The 16,155-nt window shown below is 52.4% G+C and carries 13 protein-coding genes and 1 tRNA gene; 6 read left to right on the top strand and 8 right to left on the bottom strand.

What is annotated here, in order from left to right:
- Positions 1-12: 12 nt before the first annotated feature.
- The 8 genes from ACRDCA_RS00980 to ACRDCA_RS00945 form a co-directional block, all read right to left on the bottom strand.
- On the bottom strand, positions 13-1,209 hold the full coding sequence (locus ACRDCA_RS00980; RefSeq protein WP_438687905.1) for a pyridoxal phosphate-dependent aminotransferase: 1,197 nt from the start codon (positions 1,207-1,209) through the stop codon (positions 13-15).
- 10 nt (positions 1,210-1,219) lie between these two features.
- A complete protein-coding gene (locus ACRDCA_RS00975) occupies positions 1,220-2,140 on the bottom strand; it encodes a hypothetical protein (RefSeq protein ID WP_438687904.1) in 921 nt (306 codons plus the stop codon).
- Between the two features lies 1 nt (position 2,141).
- Entirely contained in the window at positions 2,142-3,161 is a 1,020-nt protein-coding gene (locus tag ACRDCA_RS00970) for a GNAT family N-acetyltransferase (RefSeq protein WP_438687903.1), read from the bottom strand.
- A complete protein-coding gene (locus tag ACRDCA_RS00965; RefSeq protein ID WP_438687902.1) occupies positions 3,158-4,297 on the bottom strand; it encodes a 2-aminoethylphosphonate--pyruvate transaminase in 1,140 nt (379 codons plus the stop codon). Before ACRDCA_RS00965 ends, ACRDCA_RS00970 begins: the two co-directional genes overlap by 4 nt.
- Before the next feature lie 5 nt (positions 4,298-4,302).
- On the bottom strand, positions 4,303-5,145 hold the full coding sequence (locus tag ACRDCA_RS00960; RefSeq protein ID WP_438687901.1) for a phytanoyl-CoA dioxygenase family protein: 843 nt from the start codon (positions 5,143-5,145) through the stop codon (positions 4,303-4,305).
- Positions 5,146-5,201: 56 nt separating this feature from the next.
- Positions 5,202-7,631, bottom strand: coding sequence for a phosphonopyruvate decarboxylase (gene aepY, locus ACRDCA_RS00955; protein WP_438687900.1), 2,430 nt, complete (start codon positions 7,629-7,631; stop codon positions 5,202-5,204).
- 39 nt (positions 7,632-7,670) lie between these two features.
- Positions 7,671-8,540 carry a phosphoenolpyruvate mutase gene (aepX, locus tag ACRDCA_RS00950; RefSeq protein WP_438687899.1) on the bottom strand — a complete coding sequence of 290 codons (870 nt, stop codon included), beginning with the start codon at positions 8,538-8,540 and terminating at the stop codon, positions 7,671-7,673.
- 882 nt (positions 8,541-9,422) lie between these two features.
- A tRNA-Asn gene (locus tag ACRDCA_RS00945) sits at positions 9,423-9,498 on the bottom strand.
- A gap of 697 nt (positions 9,499-10,195) precedes the next feature.
- Between ACRDCA_RS00945 and ACRDCA_RS00940 the strand changes: the two genes are divergently transcribed.
- The 6 genes from ACRDCA_RS00940 (at position 10,196) to ACRDCA_RS00915 (ending at position 16,063) form a co-directional block, all read left to right on the top strand.
- Positions 10,196-10,612, top strand: coding sequence for a hypothetical protein (locus ACRDCA_RS00940; RefSeq protein ID WP_438687898.1), 417 nt, complete (start codon positions 10,196-10,198; stop codon positions 10,610-10,612).
- A 432-nt stretch (positions 10,613-11,044) separates the two neighbouring features.
- Entirely contained in the window at positions 11,045-12,163 is a 1,119-nt protein-coding gene (locus ACRDCA_RS00935) for a branched-chain amino acid ABC transporter substrate-binding protein (RefSeq protein ID WP_438687897.1), read from the top strand.
- Between the two features lie 105 nt (positions 12,164-12,268).
- Positions 12,269-13,183 carry an ABC transporter permease subunit gene (locus ACRDCA_RS00930; RefSeq protein ID WP_438687896.1) on the top strand — a complete coding sequence of 305 codons (915 nt, stop codon included), beginning with the start codon at positions 12,269-12,271 and terminating at the stop codon, positions 13,181-13,183.
- An 8-nt stretch (positions 13,184-13,191) separates the two neighbouring features.
- Positions 13,192-14,478: a high-affinity branched-chain amino acid ABC transporter permease LivM gene (livM, locus tag ACRDCA_RS00925; RefSeq protein WP_438687895.1), complete on the top strand. Its 1,287-nt coding sequence runs from the start codon at positions 13,192-13,194 to the stop codon at positions 14,476-14,478.
- On the top strand, positions 14,475-15,350 hold the full coding sequence (locus ACRDCA_RS00920) for an ABC transporter ATP-binding protein (RefSeq protein ID WP_438687894.1): 876 nt from the start codon (positions 14,475-14,477) through the stop codon (positions 15,348-15,350). The genes livM and ACRDCA_RS00920 overlap by 4 nt, the downstream gene beginning before the upstream one ends.
- Entirely contained in the window at positions 15,347-16,063 is a 717-nt protein-coding gene (locus ACRDCA_RS00915) for an ABC transporter ATP-binding protein (protein ID WP_438687893.1), read from the top strand. Before ACRDCA_RS00920 ends, ACRDCA_RS00915 begins: the two co-directional genes overlap by 4 nt.
- Positions 16,064-16,155: the final 92 nt, after the last annotated feature.

Below are 16,155 nucleotides of genomic sequence, written 5' to 3'. Positions count from 1 at the left end.
CCCTGGAACCAATCATGAAAGACGAGCCATTGCCAGATGGAAAACCTGCTCGTTGGCGCAGTTGGTTAATCGCAGATATTGCCGACTTTCAGCGCCGTAAACGATCCCCGGTACCGTGGCGATTTGCTGTTCCACCAGAAGGTATTCCGCGACGGCGCTACCGGCATCAGGTGATAAGTCACGCCAGTAGTCGGGTAAGGCCGAATAGAGTTCGGAAACGTCAGGGAACAGGAACATTCCCCCCATGGGTCTGCGTGGCCAATGGAAGCCCCGAGTCTCGACTAATACTGAAAGCGCGAGTTGGTTACGGCTGGCAAGAATGTCCTGCTGCTGTTGTATCCAGCCGTCTACCGTCGGGGTGCTCAGCAGCCTTTCGGCGATAGGTTCGCCAAGAATACTCACGCCCAGGCATAGGCTCTCGTGAACTTTGCTGGCGGCTTCAATCACCTTGGCTGGCCCAATCAACCAGCCTGTGCGCAGGCCGGGAATGCCAAACTTTTTGGAGCAACTGTTAATCAGCACGCTGTGCTCGCGTAGGGCCGGAATACACCAGGCGTTAAGGTGACGGCGGGTGAATGCCAGAGTGTCGTACACTTCATCATGAATGACCCAGCGGTCATCTTTCTGGCAATCATTGGCGAGTGCTTGCCAGTCTGCCTCACTCATAACATAGCCGGTGGGGTTTTCTGGGGAGTTGATCAGTACCGCACGCGCTGAGTCGTGATTATTTGCAGCTAGTGCCGCCACATATTCGTTTCCGCCTTCTGGACGGGGCAACGGATGGCATTTACGATTCAACAAATGAATAGCTCGTTGATAAAGGGTGTACGCTGGTGCCGCCAGCAGGACGCCATCGCCTGGGTTGGTCACCGCTTGCAACGCAAGATTGAGAGCTTCAATCCCTCCATGAGTTACCATTATTTCGCTTTCTGGATCGATATTGATAGCGTAACGGCGCAAATACCACGCCGCTATTGCTCTGCGCAGCGACAGCGAGCCGCGTGAGTGTTCATAGCGCTTGACCGCATCCAAAAACCGTTCTTTGTTAAGATCCTCTCGACAGATCACGTCAACCAACTCAGCGGGCGGACCAAAATCGGGCTCCCCCATGCTGAGATTCAGGATTGCAGGGTTCGCCTTGGCTCGCTGAGCGATCGTCTTTGACGAAAGAGGATCCAGGTGTTCCAAATATGCATTGATGGCAGGCATGGTATCCCTCTTAATCCTGACCCATTGATCGTGGGTCTTCGGCAATAAGGTTACGCATCAGCTGAATCAAACGATCGTAATTCAACATCAGCGTAGCCAGGGTTACGGCGATCAACATACCGGTTTGCCATTCGCCACTGACCAGTGATTGCATCACGAAGGCCAATACCGGTATCAACGAATTCATAAAGGTAAACACGGTGACGCCTACCCACTGCAGGCAGGTTTGCGACAAAAAAGAAGGTAAAACCATATTGGCGACAATGAGGATCAACAGATTGCTTAGGGTTTCCGGGGAAACCCACAACGAGGCGAACTCTTCATGTGCGATCAGGTAAGCTGCGCTGCAGGCCAGAAGCAGATAACAGCGCAAAGAGACGACGGAGACAGGACCCAATTCACTCTGCTTGCTGAAGTGCAGTGAACTGATGTAGTAGAAGTACATCATGGCACCCGCTAACATTGACGTGTAAAGCACCAGCAGCGGGAAGGTGGAGAGAGCGTGAATACACAGGATCACTATCAGGATGAACAGTGACTTCAGCCAGCGCCTTTCCCGTAGGCAACTACACAGTGCTGAAGAAAGGAAAAATACGCCGATGAAGAAATCGGCTGAAGCGTGCGTCACGCTGTAATAAGAGAATATCCAGTTCAATACAAAGGCGACGGAAAGTGCCAGCCACATACGCCAATGACGGCACAGCGCACTGTGATTGCGCCGCAGGCGGCGGAATTCCCACAGGTTAAAGACTATGCAGGCCGCCAGAGCCATATAGAACAGGCTGATTTCAATGGGTATACCGCCCCCGACATGACTTAAAAATACCTGTGAAGCGGAGGTGAGTGCGATATACAGCAAAGTCAGTAATTGCCCACGAGCCAATAGTACCGAGGTTTTCTCATGAGACGGGGAGGGAGAGTTTATCTGCATGCTAGTCCACCTCCAGTGGGTATAGGGCTGAGTACAGCGGCAGAGATTGGCAACCTAAGCGCGCCTTAATTTTGCCATTGGTCCTACCTACTTCAATCCGGCTGATTCCTTGCGAGAATGCATATTGCACGCAGGCCGCAACCATGACGGTGTAAGGGCTGAAGTTCGCAGGCTGATAGTTAACGCCGCCAGCCCAAAGATGCAGACACTGCGGGTCGTTCAGGCAAATAACGGCAGCCACTAACTGGCCTTCATATTCAACCTGAACCACAGTAATCAACTCGCCGCAAGTTTTAAGGAAATGGAGAAACGTCGGTATTGGGTAATAGTGTGGCGTGCCGTTTCGGGAACTGGTGGCGTGGCAAAGTTTGACAGCAGCGGTAAGGTCGGCGTCTCGACCTGAAAGCACGCGGTAGCTGCCGCCATCGTGATCAAATTTACGCAACTGGCGATTCATTTCCTGTCGGCCACCGCGGGGAAGGGCTGCCAGATAGTCATTGAACCGATCAAACGGCATCAGATCGATAAAGAAACGCTCATGCATGAAATGACAACGATAACCCGCCAGCTCTGCAGCTTGTAATGAAGGTCCTGCGCTGAGGTTGAGCAGGCCGCAGCCCGGAATACCTAGCTGGTGGGCTAGCGCAATGAGTTCGGTCATCAAACGTTGCGCCACGTCCTCTGAACCCGGCCGATGCAGGATTTGTGTATCGTAGCAATGGGCAATGTGCCCCAATAGCCCACCGATGGGGGCGGTAAAATGAAAGCCGGTGCTTTTCGCCAGCGTACCAAAGGGGTCGGGCTGCGATTGTTGATAGACCACTAACAAAGCGTCAAGCCGTGCTCCTTGCCATGCGGCCAAGTAATGAGTGGCTAAAATCGGCAGCATGGGGTGACATTCGGCTGCCGTCAGCAGGTCAGGGTGATAAAAGGCTGGCTGTCCGCAGTTAACCCATAAGTCGGCATAGGCTTGGGCGTTAATATCCGCCAATTGTTGATAGCAAGACAGGTGATAATTCATAATATTGGCCTTTGCGAAAGGGTATGCGGGGATGAGTTTACGGGGGCGGCCTGTTGGGTAAATTCAGCAAATGCCGCCAGCAAGTCGTCGATATCCTGGATGCTGAGTTCCCCCATAACCCCAATGCGGAATGAATTTAACGCCCAGTGCTTGGTGGGGTAAATCACCATTCCACGCTGGAATAAAAAGTCGTTCAGCTTGTCAATTTCGCAACGTATTCCCGAACTTGGCGCCAACGTCACAATTAACGGGGCACTGAACTGTGGTTGAATTATTGGGCTGAAATTCAAACGCGCCATACCGTTGAGCAGGTGCAGCATACGCTGACAATACAAACGGTAACGCGATTGCCTTCCGCCCCGTTGACGGTATTCGTCAATAGCTTGTTTCAGCGCCAGCATAATCTGTAGCGGCGGTGTGAAGCGCCACTGCCCATCATCATCCAGCGCTTTGGCCTGTGCCCGGAGATCGAGACTGAGCGTGCGCGGAGTTATGTTGGTTGCAAGCAAAAGTTTTCGCACCAACACGAAGGCGATACCAGGTAGTCCATGCAGGCACTTATTGGCCGAAAGCGCGACGGCGGAAAGCGATGGTGCGCTGTAATCCAACGGCAATACGCCAAAGGTACTGATGGCGTCAATCAGCAACTGGCAGCCATACCTGCTGGCGAGCTGTGTCAGGCCATCAATATCATTGAGCACGCCAAGCGCTGTTTCGAAATGAACGGCGGCGATGTGGGTAACCCAAGGTGTCTGCTTCAGAGTCTGCTCGACCTTTGCGAGGTCAAAACCTTGATCTGGCGGCAGTGTCAGTACCGAATGCGGAATATGGTGGATACGGCAGATCTCCACCATCCGTGCACTGTAGACACCATTTTCGATAATCAACAATTGCTCATTTACCGCAGACAGAGAACAAAGCATTGCTTCGACGGCAAAAGTGCCGCTGCCAGATAACGGCACTGCGCTCCAACTCTCGTCACATCCCGCGATATCCACTATGTCTTCACGCAACTGGGTGCTTAGATGGGTAGCGACCGGGCTGCGTGAGCCCACATCTCTGCCAGCGGCCTCGCGCACTTGCTGCGAAGTATTCAGTGGGCCGGGAGTGAATAAACGAAATTGTTGTGATTGCATCGTTGTCACCGTTCAACGGAATTGGGCACGGTGCTGGCATTGGTTTGCCGGCTACTATGCAGAGTTGGGGTGGAAACGTGAAAGATGGGATTGTCCGGTGTGGCCCATTTACTACGGTAGTAGCTGTGGTAAAAATCACCTTCGCTAGCCAGATTGAAAGTAAAGAACAGGATGCGCCGGGTTGAAGACGAACGGTTTTCACTGGAACGATGGGGAATATAGGAGTCGAATAGGATTATGTCGCCGGGAGCGGCATCTATCCTCTGCCAGCGCATGTCTGCGCAGAGGCTATCGTCGATATCACCGTTACGCGGCCCTCCCTGATAGCTTGGTAACAGGGGCAAAAGCCCGCGAGGGGTCTCCACCAATGGTGCGTCTTTTGGTGTAAGGTTCCAATGGGTGGCGATTTCCAGTGCGCCATTTTCTTCTACTGCGGCATCAAGCAGTACGGCTGCGGTAACCTGGTAATTTGAGGCGAAATGACGATAGGCAGTAATATCCTGATGGGGCGTGAACGCGCCACCGCCGGGATGTTTAAAATTGCATTTATCTTTGAACAGGTTGACGGGGTGGCCGAGATGCTGTTCTATCAATTGCGCCAGACAGGGCACTAGCTCTTGTGCGAAATAAGGTGAACAGCCAGCAAGGTACTCGATACGACACAATTGTTCGGCATTACCCGCTTCAGTGACCACTACCAGACCCGGTGCGCTATCGGTTTGGGTCGATAGTGCGTGTTGGCTGATCTCGGTCAGTGCAGATTCAATACGGCTGAGATTGAGGCTGGTTAGCGATTTTTCCAGATGGACAAAGCCTTTCTGTTGAAAATGGTTACATGAAATGTTCATCACTTTCTCCTTATCCGTTTGACGGCCACTCAGCTGTGGCCGCGGTGTATACAGGGTTACACCATGCGTTTCATAGCAAGTTTAAAAACGTCGTCCGGCGTGCATAGCACCAGTCGGATGTGGTTATTGCCCTGTGGGCCATAAACTGAGCCAGGGACAACGGCTACGTCGCGCTCTTCCAGAAGGTAACTCGCCACTGCGTTGCCGATATGCTGGCCCGGTTGGCGATATTTTTCAGGCATCTGTTGATAGACGCCGCTAACCTCAGGGAACAGGAACATGGCACCGAGCGGTTTACGTGGCCAGCGGTAGCCACGATCTTCCGTAAGAGTGCTTAGCGCTGTGTGACAGCGCTGAGCGAGGGTGGAGGACATTTCCTCCAGCCAGGCAAATTTGCCGCCATCACTAAGTAAACGGTGTGCAATGCCTTCGTATTGGATATTGACGCCGAGATACAGGTAATCATGCGCTTTGGCCGCCTGTTCGATAACCTGGGGGGGCGCTATCATCCAGCCGATGCGCAGGCCTGGTAGACCGAATTTTTTTGAAAAACTATTGATAATAATTGAGTTTTTCTCCAGAGAGGCGATGGCGCGTGCCGGTTGGTGCGGGCGTTCAAAATGCATGGCGTCGTAAACTTCGTCATGAATGATCCAGCAACCGCTACGGGCGGCATGCTCTCCAATTACTGCCCAATCTTCTGGGCTGGCGATGTAGCCGGTCGGATTTTCCGGGGAGTTGACAATCATCGCCTTCACTTCCTCCAGCACGCCATCCTGCGCCAACATTTCAACATATTCATGGTTGCCAGCAGGGCGCGCTATTCGCAGCGGGGTGCGTTCTAACGTCTTCAGCGTGCGGGCATAGAGCATATAGGAGGGATCGCTGATGGCGACTTTATCCTGTGCCGATGTTGTGACCAGCAGGGCCAGGGTGATGGCTTCCACGCCACCATGAGTCACCATGATTTCGCGTTCAGGATCGAAATGCAGACCGTAACGATCGCGATACCAGGCGGCAATAGCCTGACGTAGCGCCAGGCTTCCTCGTGGATCTTCGTAGCGTTTGGAAGCGTTCATAAATGCCGATAATGAAAGATCTTGCTGTTCTATCGCCTTCAACAGATGCTCCGGCGGACCGAAAAACGGCTCGCCAAAACTCAGGTTGGCAATGGAAGGATCGGCCTTCGCTTTCAGCGAAATGGCTTTTGAGGCATAAATATCCATGCCCGTCAGAACAGCGTTTAGGACGTACGGTTGGGTAGTATCATGAATGTTCATGAGTCCGTTCTCAGTGGTAGGAATTAAGTGAGAAATACGACCTTCCTGCGGAGGCTGCACGTTATTGGCCATGATATTTTTGCATGGTGAAGCGGCGGCTATCGTTTTCAGATGGGACTGCAGGCGGCGTGCGACGTGATACGGCGATAACGTCGGGCGGCCCAATGGCGACATCGAACCGATGCTGATAGGAACATGTAACAGCCGGGGACCAGAAATACCCGTTTGGCGCAGTGCGTGGGCGAGGCTGTCCAAATCGTTGCAATGTTGGGCGTCGGCATAGCCTGCCGCATAGGCCATGCCGGCAAAATCTACACTAGGGGACACGGTAGGCTGGCCCCCCGTTGAGTCATAGCTGCCGTTATCCAAAATAATATGTATCAGGTTGTCGGGCTTGCTGGCGCCAATACCGGCAAAATTACCCAAATGCATCAACGCAGCCCCATCCCCGTCGATTACATAGACCGGCAGATTGGCGCAGCCTAAGGCAATGCCGTGAGAAATTGCGCTGGCAAAACCCATGGAGCCGACGCAATAAAAATGTTCAGGGCGGTCAGATAACGTAAACAGCTCCCGGCTGGTTTTGCCGGTAGTAGCGATGAACACACTATCGGGTTTAGCATGAGTCAGCAGCGTTGAGAGTACTTCCTCACGACGTGGGGACATCGGTTGCTGTGCATGCGTTACAGGCGTCGGGGATTGGGCAGCACAAAATTGATTGCCGGTCAGAAGCAATGCATAAGGTCGCTGTTCCGACTGGATATAGTTGCAGGCATGCCTCAGGCTTGCTAACGCTGCGGTTTCATCGTCGGGCAATACGGTCCACTCGACCTCAGCCAGGCCCAGCAACTCAGGCGTGATCTCGCCCATCAACCGATGCTGTGGTTCATCTTTGGTGCCGGGCTGACCGCGCCAGGTCACTAACAGTAAGACGGGTATCGAGAACGGCTCGTTAAGCGATGTCAGTGGGTTTATCAGATTACCTAACCCGGAGTTCTGACACAGGACAACCGCCGTTTTATTGGCAAGCCAAAGCCCAGAGGCCAGAGACAGCGCCTCACCTTCGTTTGAGGTCACTATGTAATGAGTTTCATCCCGAGCAATAACTTCATTGATCAGAGAGGATAAATAAGAGCAGGGAACACCGGTAAAATAGTGTGTCCCTCGTTCAATCAATGCACTGACAAAATTACGGACGTTAATCATTTAATCATCTCCTCGCGGAGTAATAGAAAAACCGGCTAACTAAAGGGGGAGGTATTTTTGCTCCGCCAGTTGTACCTCGTATTCATTGGTGAGTTTGAAAACATCATCCAAAGAGGCAATTTCCCGTTCAATCTGTGCAACGCTATTATGTTGGCGAATATTTCGGGTAATAGCGCGCATCGCGGCGATGGAAGCACGCAGGCTATGATTGGCCCAGATGATTGTAGACACACCGGCTGCACGGAACGCATCGGTAGCAGTGTTATAATACTTCGTCGGTACGATAACGATCGGGCAATCACTTTTCCACTGGTGGCAAAAATCCATGATTTCCGCACCATCTGATTGTCTAGAGTGAATTAATATCGCGTCGGCACCTGCAATGGCGTAGGCATCGGCGCGTTTCAGCGCTTCTGCCATGGGGCAACCGCTGATGAGTGCTTCCACACGAGCAATCACGCAGAAATCACTGTCCAACTGGCTGTCTTTCGCTGCTTTTATTTTGCCGCAAAATTCATTGATTGAAGTTAGATCCTGACCCGCGCCAATAAAGGAGTTTATTTTAGGAAATAGCTTATCTTCCAGACATACTCCGGCGACGCCTCGCTGAGACAGCTTTTTAACCAAACGGCGGACATTATTAAAATTGCCAAAGCCAGTATCCCCATCCAATAAAATAGGGATGGCGGTGTTATCCACCATAAAATCAACAACGTCCATCACCTGAGTCCAGGAAGCTTCATTTCTGTCGCTAAGGCCCATCGAGGCTGAAATAGATAGCCCTGAAGCCCACAATGCTTCAAAACCACTTTCTTCGGCTATTTTGGCGCTCATGGCATTATGAGCCTCCATCAGGAAAGAAAGTTCTTTATTTTGCAGAATGCTTTTTAAAGCTGATGTTTTTTTCATAGCGTTACCTCAATTAGCATTGATATACAGTGATGGCTCAATGGCTGTTCATAGCGGTAGCGTCAGGTACGAATAAAAATAATCAAAACAGGCGTAAGGGCAAATGATGACTCTTGTCATAATCAATGGCGATGAGGGTCATCAGAGCTACCTGAAATCGCTGAGTAACCGTGTATTGAGGAGGCAAGGCTGAGGTAAGGTGAGATTGATTCAGCCTCTGCCTCGGTATGGAGCATTGCTGGCATAGTGGGATGACGGCTAAAAAATGCGTCCAAATCCTCTGTTCGCAACAGGCTTGCTAGATACCTATCCCTGTTGGACCGTAGTTGGCCCTGCGCCTGTTTAGTGTTCAGCAAATCTAAACTATCCATCGCTTGCCTCCATGATTCTGCTGATATAAAAACTAATTTAAAATAGGACGTTTTTTCAACAAAAATTTCACAAAAATGCTTATATTTTTATTATTTAATTGATTTTATTAAATATTTATTTAATTGCATTGTCTTTGTTTATGTGATTTAGATCTGTTTTTATAGCGAAAGGTTCAGATTTGGTACTCGTAAATTATTGTTGATTTATTAAGTATACGATTGGGAGGCACAGATAGGTCACAGCATGAAGATGTCAAAATGCAATAGCATGAGTTCGATGTAGGTGGGAGTTTTAGTATGATGTTTTCGGACTTGAGGATGGATTTAGTTTTTGCCTAAGTGATCAGTGACGGTTGGCTGGCCACTCTAACATCGAACTGAAACAACCCAGTTCAAATTGGCAATCTTTCTTGACGCGAAGAAGGGATTAAAAATAATTGTGAGTTTTTCAAACTAACTAATTGAATATAATCAGTATAAATATTCACAAAGAGGCATGAAAATATAAATATGGCTCCTCTGACTGGACTCGAACCAGTGACATACGGATTAACAGTCCGCCGTTCTACCGACTGAACTACAGAGGAATCGTGTGAACGGGGCGAATAATAGCGAGGCATTTAGAGTTTGTCAAAGCACTAAAGTGAGGAAAAAGTGCGTTTGCTGCCAGATTGAGCAGGTTGGCTCGTTTTTCGGCACTTTGCTCTGATAGTCAACGGATGCCGTATGCAACACCTTTGCAAGATGAGCACTTAAGGAATGCCAGTGGTCCTGATTGCAGTGATGCCCCTGCCTAGTGCGGCAAGCTGCCAAACTCATGATGCTTTAGCGGTAGGCCATCTGGCTATTGTCAACTTTTGCCTGCAATGACAGAACGTTAAGTCGTTCAATCATTAAATGATATCAGTAAAGTCTTGCTCATCGAATATAAACTAACCAGGAAAGAACTTAGTACCATCTGGATGGGGACCACTGAACAAGGCGAAAATATTTGCCTATTTTTCACCAATTTGTGATCGCTATTGGTTTTTTTAGTTCATCATGTTTTTAGCGCGGCAGTGCTTAAAAAAATTGAAATTAATCAATATAATATGCTGTCTCCGTGAGTTCTGGCCGATTTTTTTTAAGATTAATCTATGTTACTCTAGCGGGCAATCTATGCTGAGAGGGGTATTCAGGCCAGCACGGCGCTTGTCAATGCTTGCTTTATTACTCTATGCTACGCCAAGCCATTTTTGTCACGGTAAACCACGCCGTTCCTTTGTTTCCCGGAGTTTTTTAGCAATGAAAAAAACAATCGCAATAGCCACATTGTGTGTGTTGCTGGCAGGGTGCCAGACTGCGAAAACCAAACCGACAACCGCCGCCGGTGTACCTGCTCCAGCACCGGTCGCACCTAGCGCTACCGTTACGCAGCCAGCTCAACCGATGGCTTCCGTCGGTACCGATGACATTATGTACCCATGCATGAAAGAGCTGAACGCTCTGCAACAGGTTAGCCCGCGGCTGTATCAAACCCGCAGCACGGAACTGAACGATATCGTGGCGCAGGCCAAGCTTTATATGCGTATTCGTGACAACGTCAGCACCGAAATCCATCAAATCATGGATGCCGCCTATCAATTCCGCATTGCCAAAACCTGTAACCGCATCAGCACCGACCTGACCAATGCCTTGATCGAGCGTGTGACTGGCGCCTAACGCGCATACCCCGTATTCAGATGTTCCGGGAATACATGGTGTTGTACCAAAAACGCTCTCTTAGGGAGCGTTTTTGTTTTCTGCCCATCCAAAATGCACTCCAGTTGCACCAGCAAGGTGCGCCAGCAATTCTCCTCGTTCTTTTCTAACGCTTGTTGCCCGCTAAAACCAGTGAGCCTCCTCATTTTTACGGCTGAGAGCGCCAGCAAATCGGCTCTATTTTTGTATGCGCCGTCACAATGGCTAGATTTTTGCTTGGATAAACGCGGGTAAATCGGTTGCGCTCTCGCGCAAATTATTTTCCCCGACTACACATAAAGTGACTGCTCCACGTCATTTACCCGTCATCCTGCAACTACCGCCGTTATTGGCCGCAATTTGCAATCTGCCGGGTCTACGGTCTTTCGCTAAAACAGTGCTGAGGAATGCAAAATGTCATTGAGAGTGATAAAAACCCCGCTTGCTGCTCTGCTTATTGGTTGTTTTAGTACAGCTTTTTCTGCTCATGCCGATATCGTGATCGGCGTGGCCGGGCCATTCTCTGGCCCCAATGCCACCTATGGGGATCAATACTGGCGTGGGGCCTCGCAGGCTGCTGCGGATATCAACGCGGCCGGGGGGATTAAAGGGGAAAAAATCAAGCTGGTGCAAGGCGATGATGCTTGCGAACCCAAGCAGGCGGTATCGGTCGCCAACCGGCTGGTCGATCAGGATCACGTCGCGGCCGTGGTCGGGCACTTCTGCTCGTCCTCAACCATGCCCGCCTCCGAGGTGTATGACGAGGCCGGGATTATCGCCATCACTCCCGGTTCCACTAACCCGCAAATTACCGAACGCGGCATGAATAATATGTTCCGCATGTGTGGCCGCGACGATCAGCAAGGGGTGATTGCCACCAACTACATGCTCGATACCCTGAAGGCGAAAAAGATTGCCGTTATCCACGATAAGGATACCTATGGCCAGGGGCTGGCAGACGCCGCCAGGGCAGAGATGAACAAACGTGGTGTGAAGGAAGTGATGTACGAAGGGCTGTCACGCGGTGAGAAAGACTTTAACGCTCTGGTGACCAAGATCGCCTCGGTTAATCCAGACGTGGTGTACTTCGGCGGTTGCCATCCAGAGGCGGGTCCGCTGGTGCGCCAGATGCGTGAGCAGGGCGTCCAGGCCAAGTTCTTCTCCGGTGACTGTATTGTTACCGAGGAGCTGGTAACGGCGGCCGGTGGGCCACAATACACCAAGGGAGTGCTGATGACTTTCGGTAACGATCCCCGTCAGATCCCAGAGGGGAAAGCGGTGATCGCCAAGTTCCGCGCCAGCGGGTTTGAACCGGAAGGCTACACGCTGTACTCCTACGCATCGATCCAGGCTATCGCTGCCGCGTTTAATGCCACCGGGGGTAAAGACAGCGCCAAGGCCAGCGAATGGCTGAAGTCTCACGATGTGGATACCGTGATGGGTAAGAAAGCCTGGGATAAAAAAGGTGACCTGAAAGTATCAGACTACGTGGTCTACCAATGGGATGACAAAGGCAAATATCACCAGCTGTGATGTAAAGATCAGCGGATCCGAGCGTGTGGCGGATCCGTTCCTTAATCCCCTTTGGGCCGCGTGGTGCTGAACTTGCGGCCCGCCCATCAGGTGAGATTGCTTATTATGGATGTATTCTTCCTGCAACAGCTGATTAACGGCCTGACCCTTGGCGCGGTGTATGGCCTGATCGCCATCGGCTACACCATGGTGTACGGCATCATTGGCATGATCAACTTCGCTCACGGCGAGGTGTATATGATTTCTGCCTATCTGTGCGCGATTGGCCTGGCGCTACTCTCTTTCTTTGGCTTGCACTCTTTTCCACTGTTGATTCTGGGCACATTGGTTTTCACCATCGTGGTCACCAGCGTTTATGGTTGGGTGATCGAACGCATTGCTTATAAACCGCTGCGTAACTCCACTCGTCTGGCTCCGCTGATTTCCGCCATCGGCATGTCGCTGATCCTGCAAAACTATGCACAGATCAGCCAAGGGCCGCGCCAGCAGGGGATCCCAACCTTGCTGGACGGCGTTTTTCGTCTCAACTTTGATGGCGGGACGATCCAGATCACCTACACCAAGGTGTTTATTCTGGTGGCCGCGCTAGTGGGCATGGCGGTACTCACCTACGTGATCCAACGCACTCGGCTGGGACGTATCTGCCGGGCGACCCAACAGGATCGCAAGATGGCGTCGATACTCGGCATCAATACCGATCGGGTGATCTCGCTGGTGTTTGTGATTGGTGCGGCGATGGCCGGGCTGGCCGGGGTGCTGGTCACCATGAACTACGGCACCTTCGATTTTTACGTGGGCTTTATTATCGGCGTCAAAGCCTTCACCGCAGCGGTGCTGGGCGGCATTGGCTCATTGCCTGGCGCGATGCTCGGTGGTTTGTTGCTTGGGGTAGCAGAGGCACAGTTTGCCGGCATGGTGAACTCGGATTACAAGGACGTATTTTCATTCGGTCTGCTGGTGGTGATCCTGATTTTCCGCCCTCAGGGCCTGCTGGGGCGGCCAATGGTCGCTAAGGTGTGAGGGAAACTATGTCTCAATCCACAGTTTATCAAGGGCTGAGTATTAAACGCAGCCTGTTGGATGCCGTGCTTGCGGGCCTGATCGCGCTGATTGTATTTGGCCCGATCGTCGGCATCGTGCTGGACGGTTACAGTTTCAACTTTGAGCCACGCCGCCTGGTGTGGATTATTGCGGTCGTCATGGTGGGGCGCTTGCTGCTTAGCCTGTTTTTGCAAACGCAGCTGGGGCGCAAGGTGTCGGCGCGCTTTGAAGGCGGCAATGACGGCGTTTATGTTCGGCCAGTCGGTGCCAGAACCAGTCTACGATGGATCCTGCCGCTGTTGGCGGTATTGGCACTGCTGTTCCCGTTTATCGCGACCAAATACCTGCTGACCGTGGCGATCCTCGGCTTGATATATGTGCTGTTAGGGCTGGGCCTAAACATTGTGGTGGGGCTGGCCGGGTTGCTCGATCTGGGTTACGTGGCGTTTTATGCCATTGGTGCTTATGGTCTGGCGCTTGGCTATCAATATCTCGGTCTGGGTTTCTGGGCGATGTTGCCGCTGGGGGCGCTAATGGCGGCGCTGGCCGGTGCGTTGCTGGGGTTCCCGGTGTTGCGTATGCACGGTGACTATCTGGCGATTGTCACTCTGGGCTTTGGTGAGATCATTCGCCTGGTGCTGAATAACTGGGTGTCGTTGACCGGTGGGCCAAACGGCGTTTCGGTTCCTGCGCCGACCCTGTTCGGCCTGGAGTTTGGCCGCCGGGCCAAGGAAGGGGGCATACCGATCCACGAGTTTCTCGGCATTACCTACAACCCCAACCTGAAGTTTATCTTTATCTACGCCGTATTGTGCCTGGTGGTGTTGCTGGTGCTGTTCGTTAAACACCGTTTGACACATATGCCAATAGGGCGAGCGTGGGAAGCGCTGCGTGAAGATGAAATTGCCTGCCGTTCGCTCGGGCTGAACCATGTGTTGGTCAAACTCTCGGCGTTTATGATGGGGGCTTCTACCGCGGGTATTGCCGGGGTGTTCTTTGCCACCTACCAAGGGTTCGTCAATCCGACCTCGTTTACCTTCTTCGAATCGGCGCTGATCCTGGCGATCGTAGTGTTGGGGGGCATGGGATCGACCATCGGCGTCGTGCTGGCCGCTTTTGTGCTGACGGTGGCCCCGGAACTGCTGCGTAGCTTTGCCGAATATCGGGTATTGCTGTTTGGCGTGCTGATGGTGTTGATGATGATCTGGCGGCCACGCGGTCTGGTGCGTATCAGCCGTACCAGCTTTACGCCACGCAAGGGGGTTGCACCATGAGTGATGCCATTTTGCGCGTTGAACATTTGATGATGCACTTCGGTGGCATCAAGGCGCTGAACGATGTGAACCTGGAAGTGGAGCGTGGATCGATCACTGCGTTGATCGGCCCGAACGGCGCGGGGAAAACCACGGTGTTCAACTGCCTGACGGGGTTTTACCGCGCCAGCGGTGGGGCGATCCTGCTCAATACTCATAAACGGCCCATTGATGTGATCCGTATCCTCGGGCAGAAATTCCGCGCAGGGGATTGGATTAACCCCGCACAGCTGGGGTCGCGCCTGTACTACAAGATGTTTGGTGGCACCCACCTGGTGAACCGTGCCGGGCTGGCCCGCACCTTCCAGAATATCCGCCTGTTCCGTGAAATGTCGGTGGTGGAGAACCTGCTGGTAGCGCAACACCGGTTGAGTAACCGCAACCTGATTTCCGGAGTGCTCAATACGCCGGCCTATCGGCGGGCAGAGAATGAAGCGCTGGATCGGGCATTTTACTGGCTGGAAGTGGTCGAATTGGTGGACTGCGCCAACCGGCTGGCGGGGGAGATGTCCTATGGCCAGCAGCGGCGGCTGGAGATTGCCCGTGCGATGTGTACCACCCCGGAAATGATCTGCCTGGACGAACCTGCCGCCGGGCTAAACCCGGTAGAAACCGCCACGCTGAGCCGGATCATCCGTTTTCTGCGCCAGCACCATGACATTACGGTACTGCTGATCGAACATGATATGGGCATGGTGATGGAGATTTCCGACCGGGTGATCGTGCTGGATCACGGCAACGTGATCGCCGAGGGCACACCACAGGAGATCCAACACAATGACAGCGTGATCGCCGCTTATCTGGGCGCAGACGAAGAGGAGCTGGCGGGATGAGTGAGGTAATGCTGGAGTTTCGTGAGGTCGATGTACATTACGGCCCGATCCAGGCGCTGCAACAGGTTTCATTGCAGGTCAGGCAAGGGGAAACGGTGGCGTTGATTGGGGCCAACGGGGCAGGGAAATCCACCTTGCTGATGTCGATCTTTGGTCAACCTCGTATCAGCGGCGGGCAGATCCTGTTTCAGGGGACCGATATCAGTCAACGTTCGACGCATTTTGTGGCCAGTAGCGGCATTGCGCAGGCCCCGGAGGGGCGGCGGATTTTCCCGGACATGACCGTAGAGGAAAATTTGCTGATGGGCACCATCACTCTCGGCAACCAGTATGCCGCCGAGGATATGCAACGTATGTATGAGCTGTTTCCACGCCTGAAAGAGCGGCGTAACCAGCGGGCGATGACCATGTCCGGCGGTGAGCAGCAAATGCTGGCGATAGCCCGCGCGCTGATGAGCCGGCCCAAGCTGCTGCTGTTGGATGAGCCGAGTCTGGGATTGGCGCCGATCATCGTCAAACAGATCTTCAGCATCCTGCGCGAGCTGACCAAAAGTGGCATGACGATTTTCCTGGTGGAGCAAAATGCCAACCATGCGTTGAAGCTGTCCGATCGCGGCTATGTGATGGTCAATGGGCAAATCCGCCTGAGCGGCAGCGGTGCGGAACTGCTGAGCAATCAGGAGGTGAGAAAGGCGTATTTGGGGGGAGCATAAAGAATATCCTTAGTCCCCTGTATTCAAATTAAATCAACATACGTAGGGGCCGAACATGTTCGGCCCTGACTAATCCACTGAATACTCTGACG

The sequence above is a fragment of the Serratia sp. (in: enterobacteria) genome, from assembly GCF_051654945.1.
GTDB lineage: Bacteria > Pseudomonadota > Gammaproteobacteria > Enterobacterales > Enterobacteriaceae > Chania.
This window is presented reverse-complemented; position numbering and strand designations above follow the sequence as displayed.

Excerpts from the sequence above, each read along its gene's own strand:
- ACRDCA_RS00980 (WP_438687905.1), bottom strand. The coding sequence starts at position 1,209 with ATGCCTGCCATCAATGCATATTTGGAACACCTGGATCCTCTTTCGTCA.
- ACRDCA_RS00975 (WP_438687904.1), bottom strand. The coding sequence starts at position 2,140 with ATGCAGATAAACTCTCCCTCCCCGTCTCATGAGAAAACCTCGGTACTA.
- ACRDCA_RS00970 (WP_438687903.1), bottom strand. The coding sequence starts at position 3,161 with ATGAATTATCACCTGTCTTGCTATCAACAATTGGCGGATATTAACGCC.
- ACRDCA_RS00965 (WP_438687902.1), bottom strand. The coding sequence starts at position 4,297 with ATGCAATCACAACAATTTCGTTTATTCACTCCCGGCCCACTGAATACT.
- ACRDCA_RS00960 (WP_438687901.1), bottom strand. The coding sequence starts at position 5,145 with ATGAACATTTCATGTAACCATTTTCAACAGAAAGGCTTTGTCCATCTG.
- aepY (WP_438687900.1), bottom strand. The coding sequence starts at position 7,631 with ATGATTAACGTCCGTAATTTTGTCAGTGCATTGATTGAACGAGGGACA.
- aepX (WP_438687899.1), bottom strand. The coding sequence starts at position 8,540 with ATGAAAAAAACATCAGCTTTAAAAAGCATTCTGCAAAATAAAGAACTT.
- ACRDCA_RS00940 (WP_438687898.1), top strand. The coding sequence starts at position 10,196 with ATGAAAAAAACAATCGCAATAGCCACATTGTGTGTGTTGCTGGCAGGG.
- ACRDCA_RS00935 (WP_438687897.1), top strand. The coding sequence starts at position 11,045 with ATGTCATTGAGAGTGATAAAAACCCCGCTTGCTGCTCTGCTTATTGGT.
- ACRDCA_RS00930 (WP_438687896.1), top strand. The coding sequence starts at position 12,269 with ATGGATGTATTCTTCCTGCAACAGCTGATTAACGGCCTGACCCTTGGC.
- livM (WP_438687895.1), top strand. The coding sequence starts at position 13,192 with ATGTCTCAATCCACAGTTTATCAAGGGCTGAGTATTAAACGCAGCCTG.
- ACRDCA_RS00920 (WP_438687894.1), top strand. The coding sequence starts at position 14,475 with ATGAGTGATGCCATTTTGCGCGTTGAACATTTGATGATGCACTTCGGT.
- ACRDCA_RS00915 (WP_438687893.1), top strand. The coding sequence starts at position 15,347 with ATGAGTGAGGTAATGCTGGAGTTTCGTGAGGTCGATGTACATTACGGC.